We start from the raw sequence: 12618 nt of genomic DNA on the forward strand, positions 1-12618 counted from the left end.
AAAATAAAAATATAAACAATACTATTCTTATTATTATTCGTATCTCATAAAACAATTATTTGGATTATAAAAAAAGTTTTAATAATACTTATCCATTTCCAATACCTAAAAAGAAATAATCATAGGTATTCTCTAAAGTGTCCGGAGCCATCCAAGGATAAGTTTCAGCCAAATATTCCTTTATCTCATCAGCACGTAAAATTACATCCGCCTTGTTTGCAAATTTCTGAGCCCTGAAATAATCATTCAAGTCATCACTGATTTCACGAGACTCCTCATACAGATGTTCAAGATGAGCAGGTGGAATATGCGGCAATACTTCACGAAGAATATCCACAGGAATCAGGTCAAAGTGATTGGCAATTGCAAAATTAAAGATCACATTCAATATAAGGTCTTTTGTATTGAGAACAACACGCTTTGGAATGGATTCCGCTTGCTCTTTGGATATCACACCATCCTTTAAAGCCCTATCTACATCTGTCTCGACAACAATCTGAAAAGCTTTTGTATACTTTCCCTGCCTTAATCTGATGGCAAATAAGACCATGCAAAAAACGGATAAGATAGCAAATCCTAAAGAGATTACTGCCAATATATCAGACTGTAAATTGAATTCATTATAAATCAGTATAAGGAGAGCCAAAACGATAAACAGCCTTGATAAAAAGGGCAAATCTAAACTTGGAATTCTCATAATTCTTTTTACTCCCTATTGTTTTCTAAAAAGTCACGAATCATTGTATTTGCAACATCCCTAACTTCAATCAATGGAATGTCCTGCTCTACGGCGATTCTTCGCAAATCCTCATATTCCGCTCTATGAGAGATTATTTCATCACCAATCAATCCTATCTTAAAGTTGATTGTATAAATATGATTGCCTACATTGATGTCTAAAGGAATGAATTGCCTTTCAGCCACTCCCCTATGGGTGTTTTCAGAAATTCTTATGCCTAAGGTGCCGGTTTCCTTAAATAGAATATTTACCAAATGGTCAACCAAATCCGGTTTGCAGATTATCTTAATCAATTGGCCAGGCCTGTTTTTCTTCATGACAATAGGCACCATTGAAACATCTGAAGCCCCTTCAATCAAGAGTAAGTCAAACAGGAATCCCAATTCTTCACCGGACATATGATCAATATTGGTTTCAATCACACAGATTTTGTGTTTTCCGTTTGTATCCTTAGATTTGATGACTCTTAGGACATTCGGGAAATCAAATTCCTTTGAACCGCAGCCATATGCAATCTCTTCAGGAGACATCATAGGAGCGAATTCCAAGAATTCATCACAGAACTCCATATACAATGCACAGCCAGTAGGTGTTGCAAGTTCACTGTCCACTGGACCTCCTACACATTTAGCTTCTCCCTTTGAGAAATCTCCAAATTCCTCGTCAGTCAATCCTTTGAGAATATCTAAGCTTGCAGGAGCCGGAACAGGAATTCTTCCATGTGCAGTTTCAACTGATCCTCCGCCAACTGCAATAGGAAGGCCGACAACCTTGTCCTTATCCATTCCCAAATCAAAGTAAGCACAGATGGAACCGAAAACATCGGCTATGGCATCTGCAGCGCCAACTTCATGGAAATGAACATCTTCAAGGCTTTTGCCATGAACTCCAGACTCGGAAATGGCTATTCTTTTAAAGACCCGTTTAGCCAGTTCAACCATTTCGTCTGTTAAATTTTCAATCTCTGCAAATTTTAAAAGGTCAATTTTTTCAAAAAAATCTGAAAAATGAATGTGATGATTGTTTTCATTATCCTCATCGATTGTCTTTACATTACAGAATGTGGCATCGATTCCTGCCTTATTCACCTTGGTTAAAGATACCTCTACCTCTCCAAAGTCAACTGCCACATCTTCCATAAGATTCTTAACTTTTTCCTCATCAGCTCCCAAATCCACAAGAGCTCCAATAATCATATTCCCAGAAATTCCTGCATTCTGAGGATCTATAATGTAAACCATAAAATGACTTCCTTAAGTTTGAAATTTGTAATTGCAATATTTTTGAATTCTCTGAATAATTCTTAAATAATTCTCTAAATAATTTTCTAAATAATTCTCTAAATTAATATATATAATTACAATTAAATAATATTTGTTATAAAAATATATTCATTAAAATAGTTTTTTATATTGATTCTATTGTTAAATAATTTGAATCATTCCAAAGAAAAGGACTTATAGCAATTGAAAAGAGGAATCCAATTGTCTAAAAAAAGCAAAAACAATAAGAATATCAAGGAAATTGAAAGCATCAAAAAGAGCTTGGTAAATGGTGAACTGATTAAAAATGAAGATGCCCTATATATCAATAATCCTGATTATTTTTTAACATTCAGCGATTTGGAAATAAGCGATGGGATTGACATAATTGAAAACATCATGGTCCTGTCAGACAATTACATCAGTTTCAATAGAGAAAATGAGGATGAACCGTTGAATGATGTTGAATTGATGGAAATCACTGAAGAATATAAGGAAAAGAATGATATTGAAGGAGGATATATCGCTCAAAGCTTTGATAAGATAGATTACATAATCAACGCTTACGATGATATAACCGTCATTACTGTGATTTCAAATGACCTCGAAATTCAAGACTTCTACGATGATTTGAAAGTAGTCAACAGTTGGAAAGGATTCAACAATGCTAAAGTCGACTTTGGACAAATAATAATTCTAAATCATGCATTCAGTCCTAAATTGCTTATACAACTTTATAAAGTGGCAACCAAACAAAAGGCCAAATTCTTTGAATCCCTTCACTTGCCACTTCACATAAACACTATCTTAAACAATGATGATTTCCTGGTGATTGCATCCAATCTTCCAGAGGAAACCTTAGACCAGGACTACATTATGGAAATCGGTCTGGACATTACAAATATGGAATATGAAGACGATGATATAGATTTGGAGGAGTTTATAGAAAGAATCGAAGATGCAGTTGTCATAAGCTGTGAGGATGCATTGGAAAAGATCAACTTGAATATTGGAATATTGGATTATCTTGTCAGTGAAGGAATCCAGATTGGAGACATGGTAGAAGTTGGAATGAGTCTTTTGGAAAACATTGAACCAAGTGATGAACTGAAAGAAAAACTAGAGAAGCAATTGCTCAAATCAATTAGTGATAGAAACATCAATGCACTGTTAATATCAGCTGTCAGACTGGAAGAAGACCTTAAAAAAGGAAGAGTCCGTGAGATTGACATCAATGAAAAACCAATCCATTTTTATCCGGATGAACTTGTCGGTGCAGCAATCGCAAATCAAATAGCTGGAACAAAGGCTTTACTCAACTTTAGAAGATATTCAAAGGAAAAGCCAGGAATATTATATGGTTTGGGACCAATCCTATCTAATACATTTGCAGGCTTAATAGCTGGATGCATGACAAATATACTCGAGGAATGAACTTTTAAATTAATATTGATAATTTTAAACTATAAATTTAAACTATAAAAACTAATTAAAAAGTGATGGATTTGAAAATATGAAAGAAGAAAACAATGATGACTATTTTGAAAAACAAAGCCCTTCCATATTGCGTTCAATTGGAGGTTTATTGACCTTTTCAACAATCCTTCCTTTAAACGTTTATACAACAATTGAAGAGATGGCAAAAATGACATGGTTCTGGCCGGTCATTAATGGATTTATCGGATTGATAGCTGCATTGATTGCATTCATATTAACAAAATTCATCCATTTTGACCCATTATTGGTTGCCACTATAGTCTATGGATTCCTATTGATTGTCAATGGATTCAATCATTTTGATGGACTTATGGACTTTGGTGATGGAGTGATGGTTCACGGAGACCCTCAGAAAAAATTAGGCATCATGAAGGATCCCATGACTGGCGTCGGTGGAATTTCCACAGGATTTATTGTGGGCACAATTACAATTGCAGCATACGCTTCATTAATCAATTATGCTTATGCCGTTGGCTTTAGTTTCATTTTATTGATTATCGTAGCGGAAATCTCTGCAAAAATAGGATTGACAACCTGCTGCATATGTTCAAAAGCAGGTGATGATGGAATCGGAAAATATTTCATCCAAAATATGAATCTTCAAAACTATGTGATTGGATTAATTATCTGCTTTATAATTTCTGTAGCCCTTAGCTTAGGACCTGGAATCCACATAGGACTTTTAGGAATCATTGGAGGAGCATTTGGTGGAGCATTGACTGCATTGATTGCTAAAAGGCATCTTGAGATTGCAAATGGAGATGTCCTTGGAACTTCAAATGAGTTAGGCAGACTTTTCTCATTGATAGCAATGCTAATATTGATTTCAATAAACTTTAGTGCTTTACTTTAAATTAAAAATTTAAAAAAAGAATCAAAAATTTAAAAATTATCTTAAATTATACAGAGTGAAAAAATGAATATAAATGTTTTAAGATTAGACCATAGAATAGGAAGAGATACACGTATTACAACCCATGTATGTTTGACTGCAAGAGCTTTCGGAGCAAGCAAGGTATGGTTGGCAGGAGAAGAGGACCATAGCATGATGAAAAGCGTTAGAGACATTGCAGACAGATGGGGAGGAGACTTTGAAATAGAATACAACAATTCTTACATGGAAGTCATAATGAACTGGAGAGAAAATGGAGGAAAAATAGTTCATTTGACAATGTATGGTTCTCAAGCTCATGAAATTGTAGATGAAGTTCGTGAAACCGGTGATGACATCTTAATCATCGTTGGTGGAGCGAAAGTACCTACAAAAGTCTATAAAAATGCTGATTGGAACGTTTCTGTAACTACACAGCCTCACTCTGAAGTTGCAGCACTTGCAATCTTCCAACATTTTTTGATGGAAGGAAAGGAATTCGACCTGAAATTTGAAAATCCTGTATTTGAAGTGATTCCAACAGCTCATGGAAAAACAGTGAATATCCATGATGAAAATAGAAAAATCAACAAAGAATAATTTAATTATTATTCTTTAACTTTTTTTAATAATTTTGCACTATTTCTTAGTATAGAATTTTTTAATAAGCTTCTACTTTTTTACACCTAAGAAATGAAATCATCCAAGCGTTTTAAAGCTTTCATCTTATCATAATTATCTAATTTTGCCTGATAGAGAGCATCCTTTACAGTAGCTATTGAATTGTCATAAACATCCCTGTCAACAGGATATGGGAAACCATCCTTTCCCCCATGACTAAAGGAATATTTTACAGGATCCTTCCAGCTTGCAGGCTCGCCAAAGATCAAGTCTGAAATCAATGCCAATGCCCTTATTTTCTTAGGTCCAATGCCTTGAAGTAAAATAAGGTCTTCATATTTTTCTGGCTGAATTTCCCATGCATTCTTCAACACTTCAAATTCCTTATCAGACAAATCCATATCCAAAACCTGATGATGCTTTGGTAAAGTCAAGGAGTTTGTTTCATCAATGCTGAAGTCTGTTAAAAGAAGTTGGTTGGAATCTTTTCTTTTGAAGTAAGACCTTAAATGGTCTGGATTGTCATTTATCAAATCAACACTAATCTTTTGGGCTTCAACACTTTCCTTTGAAGCCATATTCAATGCCTTGTTCTCTTTCTTGTCACAGGATATTCCATTATGAGGGTCATTTAAGAAACTGTCAACATTTTCGCCCAACCAATGATAGCGTCTTGCATATTTTGTTGCAGTGTTCATTCCCTGTTGCACAACTGCCCAATCTCCCTTTTCAGTTATGAAGAAATTATGGACATATAAATTATAGCCATCTTGAATGCATGAATTATCCACCTTTGCAGACAATTTGCTTGAATGAATCATCTCTTCAACATTTGAACTTTTGAGATTGAATATCTCTCCTGCCATTTCAATCCCTTGAGGAGTCTTTCGAGAAGCGGTACCTTTTCCGCCAGAGATATAGATTCCATGCTTTTCAGGGTCTATTGAAGATTTCAATGCACCGAGAGTTGTTGTGGTTGTACCTGAAGAATGCCAATCGAATCCAATAACACAGGAGAATGCCTGAAACCAATAAGGGTCGGATATGCGGTTAAGGAACTCATGAGTTCCATATTCCTCTATCACAACTTCAGAGATTGCACCGGATAATTTGGTCATTCTATCAAATAGCCATCTTGGCGTATGACCTCCATGCAGTGGCAAATTGGTTGTTCCCCTTCGTTGCATTAAAATACCTCTAAGAAAATTCTAAAAAAAGTTCTAAATTAAGTTCTAAATAAAGTTCTCTAATAATATTATCTTAAAAATAGTATATAAAATTAAAAAGAGCATTTGAAAAATAATAAAAGAATAAATTTCAAAAATAGAAAAAAAATTTAAATTTACAAAGATTCCCCATGGGCAATAGCTACAATCCCTGGAATGTCCTTAACTTCCAATTCAAAGAAGGCTTCCATGCCCTCCTCTTCATAGGCCACACATTTCTTTGAAATGACATTATTTGTGAGAAGTGCAGCTACAGGAGGAGTTATTATAAAAACAGAATTATATTCATTCAAGCTTTCCTTGGTCTCATCTGATAAGGATCCCTTACCTATGTGAAACTTTACCCCTGCTTTGGATAATGTTGGAATTGATGATTCTATCTCAGCCTTATTGCTTGTAGTCGGAGCAATTCCTGCTACGCTAAATGCAGTATGCATGATAGCCATTCCCTTAAAATCAAAAGGATACTTGTCAATATCCCCTTCCTCTATGGATTTTACCAATTTCGGCAATACCGCATCCCTGCCACAATACATAATGCCTGAAAGGGATATCTTGTCTCCAACCTTGAGACCATTTATCACATCATCACTGATGGGAGTTTCTATTTTTTTCATATAATTAGATATTTTTTTAAAATTTATAAAATTTTCCAAATAAAAATATTAAAATTTATGTGAAAAGTAATTAATTTGTAAAAGTGATTTTATGTAAAAAAATTAGATATGGTTTAAATGAAAATTCGACTAATTAAATTAATGAATATGTATGGAAATATTAAAATTATCAAACATTATTTTTAAATAAACATAGCATACTCTAATATAATATTAATTGATATTATATATGTAGATAAATTTGTAACTAAATAAGAAATTTGTTAAAAATTAGAAAAAAATAGACAGATAAATAGAATTAAAAAATTCAAAAAATAGAATAAAAAATTAGGATAAAAAATAAAAAAAGAATTAAGAATAAAAATTATTCTAAATTGCCATCAATGACACCAAGTTTCTCTTGGTCTTCATCATAAGAGGAACCTATCATTTCACCAGTTGCATTATCGAATTGACGGAATCCTCCATCTTTGTAAGTGACTTCACGATACCATCCATCACCGGCTTGATAATTGAATTTCACTACTTCACTTACAATGTCACTTCCCCCATCTGAAGTGGATCCATCAGATGAAGTGACTTTATCCACTTTATCAGCTACCTTATGAAAAGTTCCAGAGTTACCTCCATCAGCAACATCTGCAATTTTGTCCATAAAAGTGAATGCAAAAGCACCACCTACAATAAGTATTGCTGCAACAACACCTAATATCAATACAGATCTTTTCACATTATCACCTCTTTAATCTTTCATTTATTTTATTTAGTATGCTTATTAAAATACTTTTCTATTTTAAAAAAATTAAAATACTCCTTTAGAAAGGATAAAAATAGAAAAAGAGGAATATTAAAAAAGATAAAATAGAAAAATTATATGAAAATAAATTTTTTTAAAGATAATGAAAAGATAATAAATTATTTTAAAAATAAAAAATTTAAAAAAAGAATATCTAATAAAAATATTATAAAAACTAGTAAAAAGACTAAACGGATTTATTTATCTCATCTAAATCTTTTAAAAGCTCAATCAAATGTTCTTTTTTAATATGATTCATTAAAATGACTCTGATGGCTTTAGGATAGGAAGAACAGGATATTTTCCAATTTCTCTCTTCAAGCAATTGAGCCAATTCAAAAGTTTCCAAATAAGGATGGTTGAAGGCAACAATATTCAATTTAGGCTCAACAACCAATTCATAACCTAATTCCTTAAGATTCTCTGCCAAAAAGTGAGTCTTTTCCAGTGCCTCTATGGCATTGTTTGCATAGCCTTCCTTTCCCAAATAGCTCATCACAGCATATGTTGCCGCTGCAGAAGCTCCTAAACGGGTACCTACAATGGTAGACTGATTTTTGATGGTCAGATAAGGAGAATCGACAGACATTGCATCCAAATAGGATTGGTCTCTAAATAGGATTCCTCCTGAAGGAATTGGTGAAAGCCCCATCTTATGAGGGTCTACGGTGATTGATCTGACCCCTTCAAGTGAAAAGTCAAAGTTTGGCAAGTCATATCCCCTTTCCTTTAGGAATGGAATTGAAAAACCGCCGAATGCTGCATCAACATGCAAGTGGACATCATTTTGGGTAGCTATTTTGGATAAATCCTCAATAGGGTCAATCATGCCCAATTCGGTAGTCCCTGCAATGCCAACAATGGCTACCGTATTTTCATTGATATTTTCTTCCACACATTTTGGATTAATGCGGTAATCTTCATCCAAGTCTACACGAATCAATTCCAAATCAAGCATATCTGCCGCTTTTTTAAAGGAAAAGTGAGCGGATTTAGGAACTATGAATTCTCCCTTTTTGATTCCCTTATTATCTCTTGCAAGATTCCTTGCAGCCCTGATTGCCATGATATTGGCTTCAGTACCGCCAGTTACCATATGGCCTACAGGATTCTCAATGGATAGGAAGGAACCGATCATATTCAATACCTTATCTTCCAATAGTTTGGTTCCCTTGAAAAGGCCGGGATCTCCCAAATTGGAATCAATGAATTTGAAAAAGGCTTCCTTTGCAATAGGATGGGCTTCAGTGCACATGGACCCTAAGATTCTGCCTTCAGAATAATGACAGTCCATTGCTTGATATTCATCCAATTGATTAAAGATTTCATCGTGAGATATTGGTTTTTCGTTCATAAAAATTACCTTTAGTGAAAAATAAAAATTATTATTTTTTTAATACTATCAAAATCCTAACTTAAATAGTTTATGTAAAAAGAATGAGAAAAGTTAAAAAATTAAAATAATATTAAAAAAATAATAAGATATTTGAAAATAAAAAAAATAAAGATTTAAAAGATTGACTTTTAAATCAGAAATCTGGAATTATAATTGTTTTCTTGCTGCATCAAGCATGATTTTCTTTTCAGCTCTTGCAACAGTCTTTCTAACTTCCTCTACTGCATCAGTATTGGAAGATACACTGGTAATTCCAAATTTAACAAGTTTTTCTACAATATGAGGTACACTACCTGCTTGACCGCAGATACTGCAGGTTACACCGGCTGCTGCACAATGCTTAATGGTTCTTTCAATCAATGCCATTACTGCAGGGTGTTCTTCGCGATAGTGTTTTGCAACATATTCATTGTTTCTGTCCACTGCAAGTGTGTATTGAGTCAAGTCGTTGGTACCGAGACTTACGAAGTCAATACCTTCTGCAATGTATTCATCAATAAGAATAGCTGCTGCAGGAATCTCAACCATCATACCAAATTCAACATCAACTTGAGGTTCCAAACCTACTTCTCTGCAGATCTCTTTTGCTCTTCTAAGTTCGGATGGATGTTGTGACAATGGAATCATGATTCCAATATTTGTGTAACCTTTATCGTGAAGCTTTTTGATTGCCTTGAATTCCGCTTTTAGGATTTCAGGTTCATCCAATTCTCTTCTGATACCTCTCCAACCTAACATTGGGTTGTGTTCCCTAGGTTCATCTTCCCCACCGTCAAGGGTGATGAACTCATCTGTAGGAGCATCAAGGGTTCTGTACCATACAGGTTTTGGATAGAATTCATCAGCCACTTTCAAGACACCTTCAGCAATTGTGTCCACTAATTTTTCCTCTTCGCCATCAAGGATGAATTTTCTTGGGTGAACACCAGTGGATAGCATCATGTGCTCGGTTCTGAGCAATCCTACACCATCTGCACCGGTTGCTGCTGCCTTTGGAGCTGCTTCAGCCATACTTACATTAGCCTTGACTTCAGTAACAGTGATTAAAGGAGTTGCAGACACTTGAATTGCACCAGCGCTTGCTTCTTCACTTTCAGCGCCTTTGATGATGCCTTTGTATACTAAACCTTTCTTACCGTCAGCAGTGACTTCATCATTTTCCTTCAATGTAGTTGTTGCATCACCAGTACCTACTACACAAGGAATTCCCAATTCTCTTGAGATGATAGCTGCGTGACAGGTTACTCCACCTTCATCTGTTACAATACCGGTAGCCCTTTTCATAGCAGGAACCATATCCGGAGTGGTCATGGTAGTTACCATTACGTCTCCATCTTGAACCTTGTCAAGTTCGTCAAGGCTTAAGATTACTTTAACGGTACCGGATGCCAATCCAGGACTTGCACCAAGACCTCTGATCAATACTTCCAAGTCAACTTCCTCTTCAGCATCATCTTTCTTGGAATCCCCTAAGGTGGTGATTGGTCTGGATTGCAATAGGAATAAGTTGCCATCATGGAAAGCCCATTCGGTATCTTGAGGTTTGCCGTAATGACCTTCCACTCTCTTAGCCATTTCAACAAGCTCGATTAATTCTTCATCGGATAAGACTCTTTCCTTCCTTAATTCTTCAGGAACATCTACTTGAATGGAGGTTCCGCCTTCCTCATTGGTGAACATGGTTTTCTTGTCACTGATTGTAACATTTAGGATTTCATTGGTATCCTTTGCTACTGCATAGTTATCAGGAGTTACAGATCCGCTAACTACAGATTCGCCAAGTCCCCATGATCCTTCAATCAAAGCAATGTTTTCACCAGTTGATGGGTTTACGGTAAACATTACACCAGCCTTATCGGAATCCACCATCTGTTGGACTACAACTGCAATGTAAACTTGAGAGTGTTCGAAGTTGTTTTCTTCCCTGTAGAAAATAGCTCTTGCTTCAAATAGGGAAGCCCAACATTTTCTTACGTATTCAATTACATTTTCCAATCCTTGAACGTGCAAGAAAGTGTCTTGCTGACCTGCAAATGAAGCTTCAGGCAAGTCTTCAGCAGTTGCAGATGAACGGATAGCCACATCTGCCTCTTCTTCTCCAACTCTTTGTGATAATTGGTTGTAAGCTTCAGTAATGTAAGTAGAAATGCCATCAGGTATAGGAGTTTCAATAATAATTCCTTTAATCTTTTCAGCTGCTTCTTGAAGCTCTTTAGTGTTGTTAATATCTACTTGGTCTAAAATATCCATAACCTTGCTAAAAATTCCAGTATCTCTCATGAACTTGTCATAAGTCTTGGAGGTTACGACAAATCCTGGAGGTACAGGAATGCCTGCTTGGGTTAATTCACCTAAATTAGCACCTTTTCCACCAGCAATACCTAAATCGTCTTTGCTTAAATCTTCAAACTTTTTAACATACATTGTTCTTCTCCTCTTTAAACAATAGTCCTTAATCAATTTTCAATAATTGAATGATAATGAGTTTGGATATTAAATTAAAGTCCAAATAAATATTTTTTATGAAAAATTTAACAATAATAATTAAAAATCATTAATGAATGATTTTAATGAATTAAAAATTAAATTATTAAATTAAAAAGAATAATTAAAAGTCAAAAGACTTATTTAATTAATTCTGCTCCTTTTTCAATGACAATTCTGCAGGATACCGGCATTTTCATACCTGCTCTTTTCAAAGCGGTTTTAGCATCTTCGAAGTTTTTAGGGTTTACGTCAATGGACATGATTTTTTGATTGGTCTTTACTAAAGCTTCTACACTGATAGCTTTACCGAAAGCGTTTCTCATACCACTTTGTACCCTGTCCGCACCTGCTCCGGTTGCCATAGGATTTTCTCTTACAATGTTGTGAGGGTATACTCTTAACTTTAAGTGGTATCCTAATCTACCAGCAGATCTTTGCATGTATCTGTTGGAAGCTACACGAGCTGCTTCTAATGCATTGTGTCTAATTTGAGCTGGTTTTTTAACTGCTAAGGATACTCTTACTGGGAAATCTTCAGATAAGTTTCCCATATCATATTGAACAATTCTGTTATTTGGTATTTTTCTAATATATTCTCTTCTTGAATAAGCACGAACCATTAATAGTCCTCCATATAATCGTAATTTAAGAATTTATTGTGTCCAAAGTATTTTCTAAATATTTCAAATATCAAATGATTTATTTAATTTCTAATCGAAACTAATCGAAAAACACAAAAATTCTTTTAAATTTTTTAAAATCGACTAAAAAAGTCGAAATAAGATTGTTCTATCAGAACAAAGAAATAATAGCTATTGCCTAAGCATGACCCCATATTAAGAAAATATAAGCTATAATTATACTCTTATTATCATGCTTCCTATCATAGCCATATAAATTGAGAAATTAATAATTGACATTACTAATATGAGATATTAATATAATATTAATATATTATTAATTTATAAAGTTAGATAGAATATTACTATATATTTTTTTAAACATTAATAAATGTTATCATTATGAGGTAAAATTTTTAAAAAATAAAGGGCTAAAAAATAAAAAATTTTTAAATTTGAAAAAATAAATAAGATAAATAAGTAAAA

11 protein-coding genes are annotated in these 12618 nt (G+C 34.2%); 3 read left to right on the forward strand and 8 right to left on the reverse strand.

Annotated features, from left to right (window positions below):
* Nucleotides 1-88 precede the first annotated feature (88 nt).
* Both IJE13_RS00335 and larC read right to left on the reverse strand, forming a co-directional pair.
* Nucleotides 89-697, reverse strand: a complete 609-nt coding sequence (locus tag IJE13_RS00335) for a hypothetical protein (protein WP_292775689.1) — start codon at nt 695-697, stop codon at nt 89-91.
* Nucleotides 698-705: 8 nt separating this feature from the next.
* Nucleotides 706-1980, reverse strand: coding sequence for a nickel pincer cofactor biosynthesis protein LarC (larC, locus tag IJE13_RS00340; RefSeq protein WP_292775691.1), 1275 nt, complete (start codon nt 1978-1980; stop codon nt 706-708).
* Between the two features lie 243 nt (nt 1981-2223).
* On the opposite strand from larC, the gene IJE13_RS00345 reads away from it, so the two are divergent.
* The 3 genes from IJE13_RS00345 to IJE13_RS00355 all read left to right on the forward strand — a co-directional run bounded on the left by IJE13_RS00345 (nt 2224) and on the right by IJE13_RS00355 (nt 4969).
* Nucleotides 2224-3435, forward strand: coding sequence for a phosphatidylglycerophosphatase (locus IJE13_RS00345; RefSeq protein ID WP_292775693.1), 1212 nt, complete (start codon nt 2224-2226; stop codon nt 3433-3435).
* A 79-nt stretch (nt 3436-3514) separates the two neighbouring features.
* The gene (gene cobS, locus IJE13_RS00350; RefSeq protein WP_292775695.1) at nt 3515-4351 is read left to right on the forward strand and encodes an adenosylcobinamide-GDP ribazoletransferase; all 837 of its coding nucleotides are present in this window, start codon (nt 3515-3517) and stop codon (nt 4349-4351) included.
* A 63-nt stretch (nt 4352-4414) separates the two neighbouring features.
* Nucleotides 4415-4969, forward strand: coding sequence for a tRNA (cytidine(56)-2'-O)-methyltransferase (locus IJE13_RS00355; RefSeq protein WP_292775697.1), 555 nt, complete (start codon nt 4415-4417; stop codon nt 4967-4969).
* Between the two features lie 86 nt (nt 4970-5055).
* Here the strand turns inward: IJE13_RS00355 and IJE13_RS00360 are convergent, their stop codons facing one another.
* The 6 genes from IJE13_RS00360 to rplJ form a co-directional block, all read right to left on the reverse strand.
* Nucleotides 5056-6177: a DUF763 domain-containing protein gene (locus IJE13_RS00360; RefSeq protein ID WP_292775699.1), complete on the reverse strand. Its 1122-nt coding sequence runs from the start codon at nt 6175-6177 to the stop codon at nt 5056-5058.
* A 155-nt stretch (nt 6178-6332) separates the two neighbouring features.
* Nucleotides 6333-6833, reverse strand: coding sequence for a fumarate hydratase C-terminal domain-containing protein (locus IJE13_RS00365; protein WP_292775701.1), 501 nt, complete (start codon nt 6831-6833; stop codon nt 6333-6335).
* Between the two features lie 364 nt (nt 6834-7197).
* Complete coding sequence (locus tag IJE13_RS00370) at nt 7198-7563, reverse strand: flagellar protein, FliL (protein ID WP_292775702.1); 366 nt, start codon at nt 7561-7563, stop codon at nt 7198-7200.
* A 253-nt stretch (nt 7564-7816) separates the two neighbouring features.
* The gene (mfnA, locus tag IJE13_RS00375; protein ID WP_292775716.1) at nt 7817-8983 is read right to left on the reverse strand and encodes a tyrosine decarboxylase MfnA; all 1167 of its coding nucleotides are present in this window, start codon (nt 8981-8983) and stop codon (nt 7817-7819) included.
* Between the two features lie 189 nt (nt 8984-9172).
* Nucleotides 9173-11449: a phosphoenolpyruvate synthase gene (ppsA, locus tag IJE13_RS00380; protein ID WP_292775718.1), complete on the reverse strand. Its 2277-nt coding sequence runs from the start codon at nt 11447-11449 to the stop codon at nt 9173-9175.
* Between the two features lie 200 nt (nt 11450-11649).
* Nucleotides 11650-12132 carry a 50S ribosomal protein L16 gene (rplJ, locus tag IJE13_RS00385; protein ID WP_292775720.1) on the reverse strand — a complete coding sequence of 161 codons (483 nt, stop codon included), beginning with the start codon at nt 12130-12132 and terminating at the stop codon, nt 11650-11652.
* Nucleotides 12133-12618 lie beyond the last annotated feature (486 nt).

Source organism: Methanobrevibacter sp. (assembly GCF_017410345.1).
GTDB lineage: Archaea > Methanobacteriota > Methanobacteria > Methanobacteriales > Methanobacteriaceae > Methanobrevibacter.

Excerpts from the sequence above, each read along its gene's own strand:
- IJE13_RS00335 (WP_292775689.1), bottom strand. The coding sequence starts at position 697 with ATGAGAATTCCAAGTTTAGATTTGCCCTTTTTATCAAGGCTGTTTATC.
- larC (WP_292775691.1), bottom strand. The coding sequence starts at position 1,980 with ATGGTTTACATTATAGATCCTCAGAATGCAGGAATTTCTGGGAATATG.
- cobS (WP_292775695.1), top strand. The coding sequence starts at position 3,515 with ATGAAAGAAGAAAACAATGATGACTATTTTGAAAAACAAAGCCCTTCC.
- IJE13_RS00355 (WP_292775697.1), top strand. The coding sequence starts at position 4,415 with ATGAATATAAATGTTTTAAGATTAGACCATAGAATAGGAAGAGATACA.
- IJE13_RS00360 (WP_292775699.1), bottom strand. The coding sequence starts at position 6,177 with ATGCAACGAAGGGGAACAACCAATTTGCCACTGCATGGAGGTCATACG.
- IJE13_RS00365 (WP_292775701.1), bottom strand. The coding sequence starts at position 6,833 with ATGAAAAAAATAGAAACTCCCATCAGTGATGATGTGATAAATGGTCTC.
- mfnA (WP_292775716.1), bottom strand. The coding sequence starts at position 8,983 with ATGAACGAAAAACCAATATCTCACGATGAAATCTTTAATCAATTGGAT.
- ppsA (WP_292775718.1), bottom strand. The coding sequence starts at position 11,449 with ATGTATGTTAAAAAGTTTGAAGATTTAAGCAAAGACGATTTAGGTATT.
- rplJ (WP_292775720.1), bottom strand. The coding sequence starts at position 12,132 with ATGGTTCGTGCTTATTCAAGAAGAGAATATATTAGAAAAATACCAAAT.